The organism is Ferrimonas sp. YFM (assembly GCF_030296015.1).
GTDB lineage: Bacteria > Pseudomonadota > Gammaproteobacteria > Enterobacterales > Shewanellaceae > Ferrimonas.
Window position 1 is genome coordinate 3,166,418 of record NZ_AP027368.1, and the last position, 15,402, is coordinate 3,181,819.

General features: G+C 60.3%; 14 protein-coding genes and 1 riboswitch. Of the genes, 4 read left to right on the plus strand and 10 right to left on the minus strand.

Translation table 11 applies throughout. The features are described from left to right. Positions 1-117 precede the first annotated feature (117 nt). The gene (locus tag QUE41_RS14845; RefSeq protein WP_286339790.1) at positions 118-1,494 is read left to right on the plus strand and encodes a cytochrome C biosynthesis protein; all 1,377 of its coding nucleotides are present in this window, start codon (positions 118-120) and stop codon (positions 1,492-1,494) included. Positions 1,495-1,564: 70 nt separating this feature from the next. Here the strand turns inward: QUE41_RS14845 and QUE41_RS14850 are convergent, their stop codons facing one another. The 8 genes from QUE41_RS14850 to QUE41_RS14885 all read right to left on the minus strand — a co-directional run bounded on the left by QUE41_RS14850 (position 1,565) and on the right by QUE41_RS14885 (position 8,987). Then, positions 1,565-2,020, minus strand: coding sequence for a low molecular weight protein-tyrosine-phosphatase (locus tag QUE41_RS14850; protein WP_286339791.1), 456 nt, complete (start codon positions 2,018-2,020; stop codon positions 1,565-1,567). A gap of 95 nt (positions 2,021-2,115) precedes the next feature. Next, entirely contained in the window at positions 2,116-2,280 is a 165-nt protein-coding gene (locus QUE41_RS14855) for a hypothetical protein (protein ID WP_286339792.1), read from the minus strand. 514 nt (positions 2,281-2,794) lie between these two features. Next, positions 2,795-4,864 carry a methyl-accepting chemotaxis protein gene (locus QUE41_RS14860; RefSeq protein WP_286339793.1) on the minus strand — a complete coding sequence of 690 codons (2,070 nt, stop codon included), beginning with the start codon at positions 4,862-4,864 and terminating at the stop codon, positions 2,795-2,797. Positions 4,865-5,055: 191 nt separating this feature from the next. Further along, positions 5,056-5,508 (minus strand): DUF2780 domain-containing protein, encoded by a 453-nt coding sequence (locus QUE41_RS14865; RefSeq protein ID WP_286339794.1) that lies wholly within the window; start codon positions 5,506-5,508, stop codon positions 5,056-5,058. Between the two features lie 100 nt (positions 5,509-5,608). Beyond that, positions 5,609-7,267 carry an ATP-binding protein gene (locus tag QUE41_RS14870; RefSeq protein WP_286339795.1) on the minus strand — a complete coding sequence of 553 codons (1,659 nt, stop codon included), beginning with the start codon at positions 7,265-7,267 and terminating at the stop codon, positions 5,609-5,611. Beyond that, the gene (locus QUE41_RS14875; protein ID WP_286339796.1) at positions 7,267-7,815 is read right to left on the minus strand and encodes a heme NO-binding domain-containing protein; all 549 of its coding nucleotides are present in this window, start codon (positions 7,813-7,815) and stop codon (positions 7,267-7,269) included. The genes QUE41_RS14870 and QUE41_RS14875 overlap by 1 nt, the downstream gene beginning before the upstream one ends. Before the next feature lie 47 nt (positions 7,816-7,862). Then, positions 7,863-8,765, minus strand: coding sequence for a bifunctional methionine sulfoxide reductase B/A protein (locus QUE41_RS14880; RefSeq protein ID WP_286339797.1), 903 nt, complete (start codon positions 8,763-8,765; stop codon positions 7,863-7,865). A 9-nt stretch (positions 8,766-8,774) separates the two neighbouring features. After that, complete coding sequence (locus tag QUE41_RS14885) at positions 8,775-8,987, minus strand: hypothetical protein (RefSeq protein ID WP_286339798.1); 213 nt, start codon at positions 8,985-8,987, stop codon at positions 8,775-8,777. 155 nt (positions 8,988-9,142) lie between these two features. Between QUE41_RS14885 and queD the strand changes: the two genes are divergently transcribed. Beyond that, on the plus strand, positions 9,143-9,505 hold the full coding sequence (gene queD, locus QUE41_RS14890; protein ID WP_286339799.1) for a 6-carboxytetrahydropterin synthase QueD: 363 nt from the start codon (positions 9,143-9,145) through the stop codon (positions 9,503-9,505). A 96-nt stretch (positions 9,506-9,601) separates the two neighbouring features. Here the strand turns inward: queD and cysB are convergent, their stop codons facing one another. After that, positions 9,602-10,576 carry an HTH-type transcriptional regulator CysB gene (gene cysB / locus QUE41_RS14895; RefSeq protein ID WP_286339800.1) on the minus strand — a complete coding sequence of 325 codons (975 nt, stop codon included), beginning with the start codon at positions 10,574-10,576 and terminating at the stop codon, positions 9,602-9,604. Between the two features lie 178 nt (positions 10,577-10,754). Between cysB and QUE41_RS14900 the strand changes: the two genes are divergently transcribed. Next, positions 10,755-11,486 (plus strand): hypothetical protein, encoded by a 732-nt coding sequence (locus tag QUE41_RS14900; RefSeq protein ID WP_286339801.1) that lies wholly within the window; start codon positions 10,755-10,757, stop codon positions 11,484-11,486. Between the two features lie 126 nt (positions 11,487-11,612). Further along, positions 11,613-11,759: riboswitch (FMN riboswitch) on the plus strand. A 133-nt stretch (positions 11,760-11,892) separates the two neighbouring features. Continuing rightward, complete coding sequence (gene ribB, locus QUE41_RS14905; RefSeq protein ID WP_286339802.1) at positions 11,893-12,540, plus strand: 3,4-dihydroxy-2-butanone-4-phosphate synthase; 648 nt, start codon at positions 11,893-11,895, stop codon at positions 12,538-12,540. A gap of 82 nt (positions 12,541-12,622) precedes the next feature. On the opposite strand, the gene topA is transcribed toward ribB, so the two are convergent. Further along, entirely contained in the window at positions 12,623-15,283 is a 2,661-nt protein-coding gene (gene topA / locus QUE41_RS14910; RefSeq protein WP_286339803.1) for a type I DNA topoisomerase, read from the minus strand. Between the last annotated feature and the right edge of the window lie 119 nt (positions 15,284-15,402).

A 15,402-nucleotide genomic window follows, 5' to 3' on the forward strand; every position in this document is an offset into this window, starting at 1 on the left:
TGAGGGCCAAAGTGTGCCGTGGATAACATCCTGATAAAAATCCTTTACGTGCACTGAACTTGGACCATTAGAGTGAATACTAAGATGGTAGTTAATCGGTTTTAGGAGTGATTCTTGATGAATCCCATCAGAGGCCTGTTGTTGGGTCTGCTACTTATTTTCCTCTCCCCTTTGAGTCAGGCTGCCGATGCGGACTGGTTCACCCATGACAGCGCCGGGGAACCCAGAGTCACCCTCTACTTCTTCTGGTCAGAAACCTGTCCTCACTGTGCCGAAGCCCACCCCTTCATCGAGGACAAGCTGCTGGCCCAGTACCCCTGGATCGATCTCAAGGACTACAAGGTGCAGGATGCCGGCACCCGAGCCCACTGGCAGAAGGTGGCCAAGCTGACCGGCACCGAGCCCACTTCCGTGCCCTTTATGGCGGTGTGCGGCACCCCTATCGTGGGCTACACCAGCGAACAGACCACGGGTCAGTTCCTGGAGAACCAGCTGCGCGCCTGTTATCAGCGCCTGGGGGGCAACCTCAGCGGCGTCGCCCCGGTGGCCAGCAACAGCATCGACATGGATGCACCCCTGGATCTCGGCGCCCAGTGTGGCGACGGGGACGACGGCACCTGTGGCATCACCAACATGAATGCCCCTGCGGTTCAGCCTGTGGAGCTGCCCTTTATCGGCGTGGTCAATCCGGAGAAACTTTCCCTGCCCGCCCTGACCGTGGTGCTGGCCGGCGTGGACGCGTTCAACCCCTGTGCCTTCTTTGTGTTGCTGTTCCTGCTGAGCGTGATGGTGAATGCCAAGAGCCGGGGCCGCATGCTGATTGTTGGCGGCATCTTCGTGTTCTTCTCAGGCCTGATCTACTTCCTGTTCATGACCGCCTGGCTCAACCTGTTCCAACTGCTGGGCGATGGCTCCGACGGAGGCTGGATCATCCTGGCGGCGGGGATGCTGGCCATTGTGGCCGGTGTCATCAACGTCAAGGAGTTCTTCCTGCAGCGGGGCGAGATCTCCCTCTCCATGTCGGCAGAGAACCGCACCGGGCTGATCAAGCGCATGGGCAAGCTCTCCAGCGCCTCCAGCCTGGCGGCGATGATCGTCGGCTCCACCGTACTGGCGATCCTGGCCAATGCCTACGAGCTGCTGTGCACTGCCGGTTTCCCGATGATCTACACCAGCGTGCTTTCCATGCATGACATGCCTGAAAGCACCCGCTACATGTACCTGGTGATGTACAACGTGGTGTATGTGATCCCTCTGGCGGCCATCGTTACCGTATTCGCCCTGACCATGGGCAAGCGCAAACTGACCGAGAAAGAGGGCCAGACCCTGAAGCTGATGTCCGGTGTGATGATGCTTGGCCTGGGCGGCACCCTGGCGGTCAACCCCAATGCGCTTCAGAGCCCCGTGGTGGCCATCGGCATGATTCTGGCTGCCATACTGGTCACCGCCATCATCGTGCCTATCAAGCGCCGCTGGGAGCGAAAACAAGCCTAGGCATGCTGCCCAGCGCCTAAACACAAAAAAGCCGGCTGAACAGCCGGCTTTTTCATTCTCTGTCTGATGCCTAACGTGCCAAACGCTCTATCCAGCGGTCCGCCGCCTGCTCCAGCAGGTCGAGCACCAACTCAAAGCCGTTACTGCTGCCATAATAGGGATCCGGCACCTCACCGGCCTCGATGATCATCGCCAGCTTATAGGCCAGATGATCCGGGCAACGTGCCTTGAGATCCCGCATGTTGCTGCCGTCGGCAGCCAGGATCAGGTCAAACTGCTCAAAGTCTTCATCGGTGACCCGCCGGGCTCGCATGCCGGAAAAGTCGTAACCCCGCTGACGCCCGGCGGCGGCGGAGCGCCTGTCCGGCTGCTCACCGGCGTGATAGGCATCGGTCCCGGCGGAGTCCAGGGTCAGGGCCAGGCCGGCGGACTCGAAGCGGTGACGAAACACCGCCTCCGCCGTTGGGGAGCGGCATATATTGCCGAGACAGACAAAAAGTACTGAGGAAACCGTCTTGTAGTTCATAGGGCTAATCAAAATTGAATCTGCAGAATCGTGCCCAGCCTAGCAGAAGCCGTATGGGACGGCGAGCCCCCAAACCCGGCCAGGTTACGCTCCCCTCAATGAAAATGCAGATCCGCGTCAATCTCCTCATCGGTGATCTGCTCAGGCACATCGAAGCGCCAGCGGACCAGCCACAGCCACCCCAGGGCCACAGCCAGAGTAAACAACAGCGTCAGGATGAAATGGATGATTGCGGTAACTAACGTTGAAGATACAGACATGACCACCTCTCCAGTAACGATGACCCTGCCATCAACAGGCCAGGCTCCACCCACCCCCTTGGGAGCTGTCGGTGGAAACCCGCTGAGCAGGTTCATTCCCTTGTACTTAGAGGCTAATCTGAAATTTTAGGCATTTCCGCCTAATTTTTGCTCAACGAGGATTTTCCCGCGCCTGAATGGCAACCAGGCGCCATCTGGGTCAGGGTTCCGGCCCGGTTCAGGTGCGGGTCGCGGTCCAGTAGACGAAGGCAACGATGGGGACAATCAGCAGCAGTTGCCCCAGGACATCCTGGGTGAACAAGACATGAGTGATGTAATACCAGTCCATGGATACCTCCTTGTTCAGAGAAGGGGGCAAGAGGTCGGGAGACGTTAAGACCTCATGGGTTATGGGCTTGCTTTATAAGTATAGTCCCTCTTGCCTGGACTTGTTGGTGCCTTGCCCCTAGTTGACTGATAAAGAAAGGGAAAAAGGGGGCATCCAACCGAGGTCAGACACCCCCAGGCTCCAGGGTCAGGGTTGCAGTTTGAATCTGTCCACCAGGCCACTCAGCTGCCGGTTGGCCGACGCCAGGTTACGGGCACTGCTGGCCACCATTTCGCCATTGTCGCTGAGCTCCATGGCCATGGACTGAAGGGCGTGCACGCTCTGGCTGATGTCGTCACTGACGGCACTCTGCTGACGCGCCGCCTGATCGATGCGACCACTGAGCTGGTCGATGTCGCCGATGGCCGTGCCCATCTGCTCCAGGCTGTCGGTCACCCGCTCGGTATTCTCCGCCACCAGGGTGCAACTGCTGCGGGTGTTGTGGACCATGGCAACCGCATCGCCGGCACTCTGGGTCAGTTGGCCGATGATCTGGTTGATCTCTGCGGTGCTCCCCTGGGTTCGGGAAGCCAGGTTACGCACCTCGTCGGCCACGACGGCAAAACCTCGTCCCTGCTCACCGGCTCTGGCCGCTTCGATGGCGGCGTTGAGGGCAAGCAGGTTGGTTTGCTCGGCGATCTCCCCTATCACCCCCAATACGGACGCAATCTTCTGGGTATCCCGGTTCATGGAGTCGATGCCGCCTGCGGCCTGCTCCATCTCTCCGATCAACGCCCTGACGCTGTCCGCAGCCTGCTTGACCGTGGCTCGGGACTCCTGGGCCTGGCCGGTGGCGGAGTGGGTCATGGCGGAGGTATCCGCGGCTCCCTCGGCGACGGTATCGGCGCTGGCACTGACCTGGGTGATGGCGGTGGCCGCCAGCGAGGTCTCCCTGGCATGACGCTCCAGGGCCTGACTGTTGCGCTGGGTCTGATTGTCCAGCTCTGCCAGGGACAGGGTGATGTGATCGCTGGTCTGTTTCACCTCCAGCATCATCCCCTGCAGGTTCCCCACGAACTGATTGAACGCCTTGCGAATCGCCCCGAGCTCATCTTCAGTCTTCACCTCCAACCGGGCGGTCAGATCCGCATCTCCGGTACACAGGTTCTCGATTCGGGCCTGCAGATCGCGCATCTCGGCGATGATCTTATTCAGCAGAAACACCGACAGGCCCATGGTCAGCACCAGCAACACCAGGGAGTAGCTGACGCTTTTCAGAACCTCGGCGCTGAACAGCTCGGCCATGGCCCCGCTCAGCCCCTGTTCGATGTCTGTCACCTCACGCTCGAAGGCACCGGTGACGATGATCCAGTCCCAGCGGGGAAACACCGCCCTGGCATAGGTGATGCGAGGCTCGGACTCACCGGTGTCGGCGTTGGGCTCCAGGGTCTTGAGCACCGCCTCGCCACTGCTGGCCAGCGCCTCGTTCACCGCCCGGGTCGCCGGGGTCACTGCCCCCACCATGGCCGGGTCCGGATGGGAGAGAATTTTCCCCTGGCGGTCCTGTATCCAGAAGTAGCCGGACGCCCCAAACCTGGACTCCGCCACGGCCATGAGTACCGAGCTCCTGGCGGAGGTTTTCAGGGTGCTCAGATACTCGCCGGTGCCGATCACCAGGTTCAGGGGCTGAAAATAGAAGGAGGCAGACAGCTTCTCCTCCACCAGGCCGGTGGCAGGGTTGGTGAAGAAGTAACTGGAGAAACCGATGTCGCTGCTGCGGGCAGAGGCCACGATGTCACGGGCATAGTAGTTGCCCTTCTCATCCTGGGCGTCTCTGGAACTGCCCACCGCCACCTCACCGTTTCCCGAGGCTTCATTGGCCAGGGTATCGGCGTCATAGGCGAAGAGATAGCGCCCCTCGCCCCAGCGATACTCATTGATGAAGGTGTAGAGCAGCATCGCCTCATCGTCGGTCAGGTTGTTTTCATACATCCGTTCCACCGAGTCCCGGACCGACTTCAGCTCGCGGGCCAGGGCCTGGCGAACCTGCGCCTCCTCGGTGGCCCGGTAAGCCCCCCCCACACCCTTCACCAGGGTTTCCACCTGCCCCGCCAGATTCTGCCGTATCAGCCCCTCGACCCGGGCGGAAAGCTGCTGTTGCTGCTGGTCCAGTACCTTGGATTCGATCCAGTACAGGTTGGCACCAAAGAAGCTGCTGACGGCCAGCAGCACTCCAGCGATGAGAATGGCCAATTTCCAGCGAATGGTGAGGGTCATCAGAGGCTCCAGCCAACCTTTATTTAAGCTATATCTAATAAAGCTGGAGGCAATATTTCAATATCTGAAAAGGAGATTTTCACCAGTTGTGGAGGCACTCCTGTTTTAGGGGAGTGCCGAATAAATTTTAGCCGCCGATAAGTCGGGTTCTGCTAGGAAGATCACACTGAAAACTATACGAGTTTAACTCGTCAAAGCAGGGCGCTCTGCAACTGCTGCATTAAGCCCTCTCCCCCTTGCTGATTGACGTAATCGAGGAGAATCTGGCTGAAACTGGCCACCATATCAGGGGAGAGCCCAAGAGACGCGAAGGCATCGTTCAGCCCCATCAGGGCGCCGCCACTCTGTCCCAGCACTGTACCCAGCAACCCAGAGGTTCCGTTGCCCTCCCCGGCCTTGGCAAGCAGGTCGCCGCCCAGTTTCGTCAGCCCCTCCATTCCCGGCAGCACCTGAGACAGTTGCCCCAGAGTGTCCGAAGAGAGATTAGGTTCGGCGGTGGCCAAGAGGGCGCCGATCCCGCCACTGGCCTGCTCCTGGGACACCCCCAGCTGGGAGGTCACCAGACCCAGAAGGTCGTCCACCGCTTGAGCCGGGGTGGAAAAACAGACAAGAGAGAGGAACAAGGGGGCAAAAAGCTTCAGCATGGGAGACTCCTGATGGCCAATACTCAACAAGCATAGACCAGAGATCCCCCATCCACTGCCTATTTAGAGGTAGTTGAACCCGGTGCCGCCCCAGGGCCGTTCACAGCCACTGGTTCAGGGCATTCACCAGGGCTTCCCTGTGGATGGGTTTGTGCAGAACCGCATCCATCCCCGCATCCAGGCACATGCGGTGTGCCTCGGCGGTGGTGGTGGCCGTCAGAGCCAGAATCGGCATCCGACAGCCTCTGCGGCGCAGGGCCTCGGTGGCGGAATAACCGTCCATCTCAGGCATGCTGCAATCCATCAGGATCAGGTCAAAGGGGTGGTTGCTGGCCTGCGCCAACGCCTCCTTACCGTTCTCCACTATGGTCACCCGACACCCCTGGCGCTCCAGCATCATCCGCACCACCAGTTGATTGGCCTTGGTGTCCTCGGCCACCAGGATATTGCCACTCTTATGGCTCGCCAGTTGCTCACGCTCGGCGCTCTGCTGCTGACAGGCTTCCAGCTCCAAGGTGAAGAAGAAGCGGCTTCCCTCCCCCGGGTGGCTCTCCACCTGCAACTCGCCACCGAGGCGCCTCACCAGCTTCTGGCTGATGGACAACCCCAGGCCGGTGCCGCCGCCCTCCCCTTTCTGCTGAGAGAAGGGCTCAAACAACCGCCCCATAAACTCGGCATTGATGCCGGGACCGCTGTCGATCACCGAGGTGGTCACCTCACTGCCCTTGTCGGTCAGGGCCCCCTTGAGACGGAGCACCACACCGCCGGATTCGGTGTGATTGATGGCGTTGCCCAACAGGTTCAGCAACACCTGGCGATAGCGGCTGGGATCCAGTTTCACCGACTCAGGCAGCTTACCCTCGAGGCGATAACTCAGGTCCAGTCCTTTGTCCGCCGCCATGGGCCGGACGATCTCCAGGGTATCCCGGCACAGCTGGTGCAAATCGGTGGCCTTGTCGTGCAGACAAAACTGGTCGGAGTCTATTTTGTTGTAATCCAGCACGTCGTTGATGAGGGCCAGCAGGCTCTGGCCGGATTGGGTCAGCACCCTGAGCAGTTCCCGCTGCTCGCTCTCCAGGTCGGTGGAGGCCAGCAGATCGGCACAACCCAGCACGCCGTTCATCGGCGTACGCAGCTCATGGGTCACCATGGCCAGGAAGCGGGACCTTAGGTTGGACATCCTGTGGGTCTCCTGCTCCGCCAGCTTCAGTTGGGTAAAGGCCAGCCAGTTATCGTGGAAGGCATTGAGCAATGAACACAGGTCCCTCAGCAGGGACTGTTGGATCTCCTGCCACACCATCTCCTGCTCAAACAGCACCACCAGACGCACGCCGGTGTCCACCGACTGATGACCACAGACGTAGGGCGAGTCACACAACATCGCCTCGCCCCTGACCAGGGGGCCGCTTTGCCGCTTCGGCCAGGGGCCGTTATACAGGCTGGGCCACCCAAGGGTCCGGCCGCGCCCCCACTCCAGCCCCACCCACTGGGCATCGAGGAGGAGTCCGAGGCGATTGAGGCACTCTCGGATGGCGTCGAAAGGGGCCACGACGTTACAGGCCAGCAACTCGCGGCTGACGCCAAGCAGATAGGTATCGTATCGTTGACGCAGGCGAATCTCCCCGGCCTGCTGCTGATTCACCGCCTCCAGCCGCTGATTGGCCTGATAGAGCTCCAGACTCTTGCTTTCCAGCAGCGCCTCCGCCTCCTCTCTGGCCTGGCGCTCTCGCTGATAGCGTTTTTGCCAGATGTCCGACATCAGCTCACCTGCTTGGTTAACCTGAAGGACACTCGTGTCTTGCGCTCACCGCTCAGGTCTTCCATGGCGATCTCCACCCGCTCCTTGAAGTGGTCGCAGCAGTGGGCGATCAGGCCATGGGCCACGTCGGCAAGGCCCCGCTCGGAGTTGTAGATCACCTCCATGTAGCCGTCTTCGGTGTGGGGAAATTCAAAGGTGGGCACCTGGGCGTTGGCGTGGATCTTCTTCACCTGGGTGTGGATCTCGTTCTCCACCACCTGAAGAAACTCAAAACTCTCATGACACTGAGCCAGCCGCTGCGGGTAGAGGGTCAACAACCGGGGGAAGAGGTGATAGCCATAGGTATAGAGCAGGTCCGGGACCGGCTTGGCCACCAGGTCACTGAGGGTGACCACCAGCTGCACCATCTCCTGATGATCGTAGTTACCGACCCGGGTATAGGCCCCCCCGCTGGCAGGGGAAACCCGCTCCAGCATCGCCTCGGTCACCTCCGGACCGAAGGCGTTGTCGACCAGATCCAAAAACTCCGTAAAAATAATTCCCTGCATCTTGCCTCCCTGGCATGGAGATGGACTCTGAGGATAAGCTTAGACCATTACTCTTCCTTAAGCCTATCTGCAAAGCGCTGATAAATAGAAGCAACTTTGGGGGAAATCACCACCTGGCAGTAGGGCTGGCCACCATGACGCTCGTAATACTCCTGGTGCCCCTCCTCGGCGACATAGAAAGGCGCATCATCGGCGATTTCGGTGACTATGGGTGAGGAGTAGTGGCCTGACGCCTCCAGCCGGCCGACGAAGGCCTCGACGTTCCGCCTCTGTTCCGGACTGTAGCACAGCACTATGGAGCGATACTGGGTGCCCACGTCCGCCCCCTGACGATTCAATGTGGTGGGATCATGGGCGGCGAAAAACAGCTCCAGCAGAGAGTCCAGATCCACCTGGCCCGGATCGAAGTCGATGCGCACCACCTCGGCGTGGCCGGTGCTGCCGCTGCACACCGCCTGATAACTGGGGTTGTCCACCTGGCCCCCGGCGTATCCGCTTTGGACCGCGGTGACACCTCTGACTCGCCGGAACACCGCCTCGATGCACCAGAAGCAGCCGCCCCCCAGAGTCAGGGTCTCGCTGCCTGACTGCTGCTCAGGCTCAAAGGCCAGACTCAGGGAATTGACACAATGACGCTCGTTGGCCGGAGTCAGCCGCTCTCCACGAAACACATGGCCCAGGTGACCACCACAGGCGCTGCAGAGGATCTCGGTGCGACGGCCATCCGCATCCACCTGCTCGGTGACCGCCCCGGCCACCGGAGTTTCAAACGCCGGCCAGCCGCAGCCGGCGTCAAACTTGCCATCACTGTGATACAGACGAGCGCCACAGTCCCGGCACAGGTAGTGGCCGTCACTGTCGTGATTGAGGAAGCGGCCGCTGTACGGGGCTTCGGTCCCCTTTTGGTGCAGCACCCGCTGTTCATCCTGGGTTAACGGACGTTTTGCCATAGGCTCTCCTTAGTGGGACTCCAGTCGCCAGCCTGCGGACTGCATGCACATGGCAAAGCGGTCATTGAAGTTGGCCTGACTGTCGTCGGTACGGCTGTTGCACCTGTCCCGATCAGCCATAAAGGCCTGGCTGTCCTTGGTGTCGTGCACCCAGGTGGCTTCGGGTTCACCGCAACCACTGAGCAACAACACACCGCATAATCCCAAAAATCCAAGTCGCATAGCTGTTTTCCTTTTCCATTGTTGGTCGTCACTGACCCTCACCCATAGTACGTCAAAGTTGACCATCTGGGCACCATCGCCAGGCCCATGCTGACTACGGTTGCATCACTGCCACCACCGTGCCAAACTTCCGCCCGCAATTTTAGGAGTCCAACATGTCAACAGAGATCTACAAAGAGTTCTACTTTGAAGCGGCCCATAGGCTGCCCCATGTGCCTGAGGGCCATAAATGCGGCAGGCTGCACGGCCATTCTTTCCTGGCCAGGATCTACATCCAGGGAGAAGTGGACGCCCACACCGGCTGGATCATGGACTTCGGCGATCTGAAGGCGGCCTTTAAGCCCATCTACGATCGCCTGGATCACCACTACCTCAACGATATCCCCGGACTTGAGAACCCCACCAGCGAAGTTTTGGCCCGCTGGATCTGGGAGGAGCTCAAGCCCACTCTTCCGGAGCTCTCCATGGTGGAGATCAAGGAGACCTGCACCGCAGGTTGCCGCTACCGGGGAGAATAACCCACAAAAAAAGCAGCCTGTTGGCTGCTTTTTCTTTGCTCTGCCGACAGATTTGACATCGACTTGCCCGAGCTGTTCTCCGGTAAATGCTCGGAATTACCTCATGGGTAGCTCGACATTGGCGAACATCTCATCCACCTGCTGCTGGTCCCTGAGCAACTGAGCCTTCTCCACCCGTTCGCGGGTCAGGTGGGGAGCAAAACGCTCCATAAACTCATACATATAGCTGCGCAGGAAGCTGCCCTTCCTGAAGCCTATCTTGGTGGTATTGGGCTCGAACAGGTCGCTGGCATCCACCACCACCAGATCGCTGTCCTCCATCTCATCCAGAGCCATGGTGGCCATGACCCCCACCCCCAGGCCCAGACGCACATAGGTCTTGAGCACATCGGCGCTGGTGGCAGAAAACACCACCCGGGGCTCCAGCCCCTGGGAATTGAAGGCCTTCTCCAGGGCACTGCTGCGGTTGAAGCCAAACACATAGGTCACCAGGGGATACTGAGCCACGTCCGCCAGAGTCACCCGGCTGGCGGAGGCCAGGGGGTGGTCACGGCGAAAGACGATGGAGCGGTTCCAGTGATAACAGGGCAGCATCAGCAGATCGTGGTACATGTGCATCCCTTCGGTGGCGATGGCGAAGTCCGCATCCCCCCGTACCGCCATCTCGCAGATCTGATCCGGCGTGCCCTGATGCATGTGCAGGTTGACCTGGGGATAGCGCTCAATAAAGCCCTTGATCACCTCAGGCAGAGCGTAACGAGCCTGGGTGTGGGTGGTGGCGATCACCAGATCGCCGCGATCCGGCTGAGTGTACTCCCGGGCCACCTTCTTGATGCTCTCCACCTTGCCCAGCACCTCGGAGGCGATGTCGATCACCTGCTGACCGGCTGGAGTCACGTGGGTCAGGTGCTTGCCGCTGCGCCCGAAAATCTGGATCCCCAGCTCATCCTCCAGCATCCGCACCTGTTTGCTGATCCCCGGTTGAGAGGTATACAGACTTTCCGCGGTGGCGGAGACATTGAGGTTGTTGTTGAGGACTTCTACGATATAGCGCAACTGTTGCAGCTTCATGGGCTTCCCGACTATCTGAGCCTGTTAATTCCTATTAGTTATAGCCAAAAGGCTTTTTGACATCAATCGGAATATGGTGTGACCTCCCACGACGGGATGCACATCAACCGACAATAGTGTAGGATTGACAAAAATTCTAACTCTCTGCTAAAGCATGTCATTTTTCGCCGTCGTCGTTATGGTTGTGGTCGCTCTGCTGGTGATCATCGCCATCAATCTGGTTTATCAACATCATGAAGCCAAAGAAGCCCAGCGACGCAAGGAGCTGGCGCGACAGCGCGCGGTCATCGAAGAGACCGAGGAGATCCTCTCCCAGGCCGCGCTCATCCCCATGAGCAACGCCCTGCTGCAGACCCTGAACACCCGCATCCTCGATGCCCTGAACCAGTCCAAACAACTGGCCGGTGGCAGCAGTGAGTTTGATGCCCGCATCAGCCACACCCTGAGCCAGCTCTCCGCTCTGGAAGCGGGCCAACTGGGGCAGGAGAGCATCGATCTGTTCCAGCTGCCCAGCAACGAGAAGCAGACCCTGGTACTGATCCAGACCCTGAAGAAGCTTAAGCCAGTATTGCGCAATGAACACAACAAGGGGCGCATGGGCGCCGAGGTGTTCACCGATGAAGAGCTCAAGGTCGATAAGCTGCAGCTGCGCATCCACATCGAAGTACTGATGAACCGGGCACGCAACCTGGTCAACGCCCGCCAGCACGGCTCCGCCAAGATGCTGCTCTCCAAGATCACCCTGGCCCTGAACAACCAGGTGCTGGCCGGCCCCGACTACCGGGCACGCATGCAAGCCAAGACCAATGAGCTGCTGCAGGCCATTGAAGGGTCCAAAGAGGATCTGAGCAAACAGAACAAGCCCAAGAATGACCTTGACGAGCTGTTCCAGCCAAAGAAGAAATGGTAATCAGGGCCCTGCGGGGCCCTTTTGTTTCCCCCTCCTCCGGTTCCAGATTGGGATCCCCATTCCAAATTCGCCCCCCCTCCTTGCCGCTGACCTGCCCCGGGGAGTAGCATGGCCCTGCCTTCGGGCAACTATTCTCAGGGCGGGGTGAAATTCCCCACCGGCGGTATGTCCCTTCCAGGGATGAGCCCGCGAGCGCCCGCCAGTATGGCGGGGTCAGCAGATCTGGTGAGACGCCAGAGCCGACGGTCACAGTCCGGATGAAAGAGGATAGGCGTAACAGCCTCTTTGAGAGGACCAGTACGTCCGCACGGTGGAGCATCACTCCGCCTGCCGGGGGACAGCCTTGCGCTGTGCCCTAATCCTGATGCCCTGATTCTGGTAACTAACGTATTTTTAAGGACCTACCATGAATCAGTCTCTACTTATCGGAACCCCCCACTCCCGTGTGGAAGCGGCCATCGACGCCCTGAAACAGGGCCAGGGCATCATCCTGGTGGATGATGAGGACCGAGAAAACGAAGGCGACGTCATCTTCGCCGCCGAATCGATCACCAAGGAGCAGATGGCCCTGCTTATCCGTCACGGCTCCGGCATCGTCTGTCTGTGCCTGACCCCTGAACGGGTTGAGCAACTGGCCCTGCCCGCCATGGTGGCGGACAACAACAGCCGCAACCAGACCGCCTTCACCGTCTCCATCGAAGCCAAGGTCGGCGTCAGCACCGGCGTGTCCGCCTCCGACCGGGCGGTCACCGTCCGCACCGCCGTGGCCGAGGGCGCCCGCCCTGAAGATCTGGCCCGTCCCGGCCATGTGTTCCCCCTGCGCGCCCAGCCCGGCGGGGTACTCTCCCGCCGCGGCCACACCGAGGGCTCGGTGGATCTGGCCCGTCTGGCCGGCCTTGCCCCGGCGGCGGTGATCTGCGAACTGAACCACGACGACGGTGAGATGATGCGGCTGCCGGCCCTGGCAGAGTTCGCCAAAGCTCGTCAGATGCCTCTGCTGACCATTGAGGACCTGGTGGCATACCGAGTTCAACAGGAGCGCCAAAGCGCCTGAGAATGCCGCTGAGGCGTTTTGAGACACAAAAAAGCCCGCTGACTGCAGCGGGCTTTTTGGTTTCTTAGCTGAGACAGGCCGATCAGGCCTTCTTCTTGGCCGGGGCACGCTTCTTGGTTTGCTCCTCGACCCACTTGCCGTCGATGTACTTGGCGGTCCAGCCTGTGGCCTTGCCATTGACCTCGGTGGCCACGTACTGCTCCTTGGTCTTACGGCTGAACTTCACCACCGCCAGGTTACCGTCACCGTCTTTGGCCGGGGCCTCGGTCAGGTAGTGGAACTTGGGTGAGATGCGATCCTTGAAGCGAACCAGCTCCTCCACCTTGGGCGCACGGGTCTCCCGGCTCTTGGGGAAGGTGCTGGCGGCCAGGAACAGGCCAGCGGCGCCGTCACGCAGCACGAAGTGGGCATCGGACTTCTCGCACGGCAGCTCCGGCAACTGAACCGGATCCTCTTTCGGTGGCGCCACCTCTCCGCTCTTAAGCAGCTTGCGGGTGTTCTTGCAGTTGTCGGTATTGGTGCAGGCGAAGTACTTGCCGAAGCGGCCGTTCTTCAGCTCCATGTCGGCACCGCAGCGATCACACTCGATGATGGGACCGTCATAGCCCTTGATCTTGAAGCTGCCCTTCTCCACCTCGTAGCCGCTGCAACTCGGGTTGTTACCGCACACGTGCAGCTTACGCTGCTCGTCGATCAGGTAGCTGTCCATGGCGGTGCCACATTTGGGGCAACGACGCTTGTGACGCAGAGCTTCGGTTTCCAGATCCTCGCCTTCGAGCACCGCCACCGCTTCCTCACCCGGGGTGAGGTTGATGGTGGTCTTGCAGCGCTCCTTGGGCGGCAGGCTGTAGCCACTGCACCCCAGGAATACACCCGTGGTGGCGGTACGAATGCCCATGGGGCGCTCACAGGTGGGACAGGGGATGTCGGTCAGTACCATCTCGTTGCCCACCATGCCGCCCTCCTCGGCGGGCAGGCCGGCTTGATCCAGACGCTGGGTGAAGCCGCCATAGAACTCGTTGAGCACCTGTTTCCAGTCGCGCTGGTCATCGGCGATCTTATCCAGGGTCTGCTCCATATCCGCGGTAAAGTCGTAGTTGAGCAGGTCGGTGAAGTTCTGCACCAGACGGTCGGTGACAATCTCACCCATCTTCTCGGCGAAGAAACGGCGGTTCTCCACCTTCACATAGCCCCGGTCCACGATGGTGGAGATGATGGAAGCGTAGGTGGAAGGACGGCCGATGCCGCGCTTTTCCAGCTCCTTCACCAGGGAGGCTTCGTTGAAGCGTGCCGGTGGCTTGGTAAAGTGCTGACGGGGATCCAGCTCCTTCAGGCTCAGGCTGTCCCCTACCTTGACCGGAGGCAGAATCAGGTCCTCTTCACCCTTGCGTCGCAGCGGCGGCTGAACCGCGGTCCAACCGTCGAAACGCATGATGCGGCCCTTGGCCTTGAGCTCGTAGTCACCGGCGGTCACGGTCAGGGTGGTGGCATCGTAACGGGCCTCGGTCATCTGACAGGCGACAAACTGGCGCCAGATCAGGTCGTACAGACGCTCGGCGTCTCGCTCCATACCGGAGAGGCCGTCGGCCTTGACGGTAACGTCGGAAGGACGAATCGCCTCGTGCGCTTCCTGGGCGCCCTCCTTGCTGCCGTACACCTTGGGAGCGTCCGGCAGGTAGGCATCGCCGTGCCACTGCTGAATGTAATCACGACAGTTGGCCACCGCCTCTTTGGAGAGGTTGGTGGAGTCGGTACGCATGTAGGTGATGTAACCGGCTTCATACAGGCGCTGAGCCAGGGTCATGGTCTTCTTCACCCCGAAGCCCAGACGGGTGCTGGCCGCCTGCTGCAGGGTGGAGGTGATAAAGGGGGCCTGAGGGCGGCTCTTGCTGGGCTTGTCCTCGCGGCCGGCCACGGTGTAACCCGCCGCCTTCAGGGCCGCAACGGCGGTCATCGCCTCGGCTTCGTTGCCCAGTTCCAGCTTGTTGCCCTGGAAGCGGGCCACCTGCATCCGCAGGGCATCGCCGGAGGCGGAGCTCAGATCGGCGTGCAGGTCCCAGAACTCTTCGGGCACGAAGGCACGGATCTCACGCTCGCGCTCCACCAGCAGGCGCACTGCCACGGACTGAACCCGGCCGGCGGACAGGCCGCGGCCAATCTTCTTCCACAGCAGGGGCGACACCATGAAGCCCACCACCCGGTCGAGGAATCGACGGGCCTGCTGGGCGTTCACCCTGGCCTGATTCAGCTCCAGAGGGTGAGCAAAGGCCTCCTTGATGGCGCCCTTGGTGATCTCGTTGAATACCACCCGGCGGTAGCGGCTGTCATCACCGCCAATCACCTGCTGCAGGTGCCAGGCGATCGCTTCCCCTTCGCGGTCCAAATCCGTTGCGAGGTAGACGTGGTCCGCCTTGGCTGCCAGGGTCTGAAGCTCCTTGACCACCTTCTCTTTGCCAGGCAGCACCTGGTAGTTGGCCTTCCAGTCGTGTTCCGGGTCGATGCCCATGCGGGCAATCAGTCCCTGATACTCGCGCTCGCGCTTGTACGCGGCTTTGGCCTCGGGGGCCATCTTGCGCACTTCCGCGGCACTCTTGGCCGGGGCCGCTGACTCAGATTGACTGGCAGAGGTAGGCAAGTCACGGATGTGCCCCACCGAGGATTTCACGATGAAGTCTTTGCCGAGATATTTGTTAATGGTCTTCGCCTTGGCGGGCGACTCCACGATTACCAGTGATTTAGCCATGGCGGGGGTCAGGACACCTGTCTGCAAGCGGTTTATATAAAGTGGCTCCATATATAGAGGGAAGACCTGTGAGTTTCAAGCCTTGAGCCCCAAGGAAGCCGTCAGTTAGTCGAAATTTG

Coding starts and splice junctions, on each gene's coding strand:
- QUE41_RS14845 (WP_286339790.1), top strand. CDS start 118: ATGAATCCCATCAGAGGCCTGTTGTTGGGTCTGCTACTTATTTTCCTC.
- QUE41_RS14850 (WP_286339791.1), bottom strand. CDS start 2,020: ATGAACTACAAGACGGTTTCCTCAGTACTTTTTGTCTGTCTCGGCAAT.
- QUE41_RS14855 (WP_286339792.1), bottom strand. CDS start 2,280: ATGTCTGTATCTTCAACGTTAGTTACCGCAATCATCCATTTCATCCTG.
- QUE41_RS14860 (WP_286339793.1), bottom strand. CDS start 4,864: ATGACCCTCACCATTCGCTGGAAATTGGCCATTCTCATCGCTGGAGTG.
- QUE41_RS14865 (WP_286339794.1), bottom strand. CDS start 5,508: ATGCTGAAGCTTTTTGCCCCCTTGTTCCTCTCTCTTGTCTGTTTTTCC.
- QUE41_RS14870 (WP_286339795.1), bottom strand. CDS start 7,267: ATGTCGGACATCTGGCAAAAACGCTATCAGCGAGAGCGCCAGGCCAGA.
- QUE41_RS14875 (WP_286339796.1), bottom strand. CDS start 7,815: ATGCAGGGAATTATTTTTACGGAGTTTTTGGATCTGGTCGACAACGCC.
- QUE41_RS14880 (WP_286339797.1), bottom strand. CDS start 8,765: ATGGCAAAACGTCCGTTAACCCAGGATGAACAGCGGGTGCTGCACCAA.
- QUE41_RS14885 (WP_286339798.1), bottom strand. CDS start 8,987: ATGCGACTTGGATTTTTGGGATTATGCGGTGTGTTGTTGCTCAGTGGT.
- queD (WP_286339799.1), top strand. CDS start 9,143: ATGTCAACAGAGATCTACAAAGAGTTCTACTTTGAAGCGGCCCATAGG.
- cysB (WP_286339800.1), bottom strand. CDS start 10,576: ATGAAGCTGCAACAGTTGCGCTATATCGTAGAAGTCCTCAACAACAAC.
- QUE41_RS14900 (WP_286339801.1), top strand. CDS start 10,755: ATGGTTGTGGTCGCTCTGCTGGTGATCATCGCCATCAATCTGGTTTAT.
- ribB (WP_286339802.1), top strand. CDS start 11,893: ATGAATCAGTCTCTACTTATCGGAACCCCCCACTCCCGTGTGGAAGCG.
- topA (WP_286339803.1), bottom strand. CDS start 15,283: ATGGCTAAATCACTGGTAATCGTGGAGTCGCCCGCCAAGGCGAAGACC.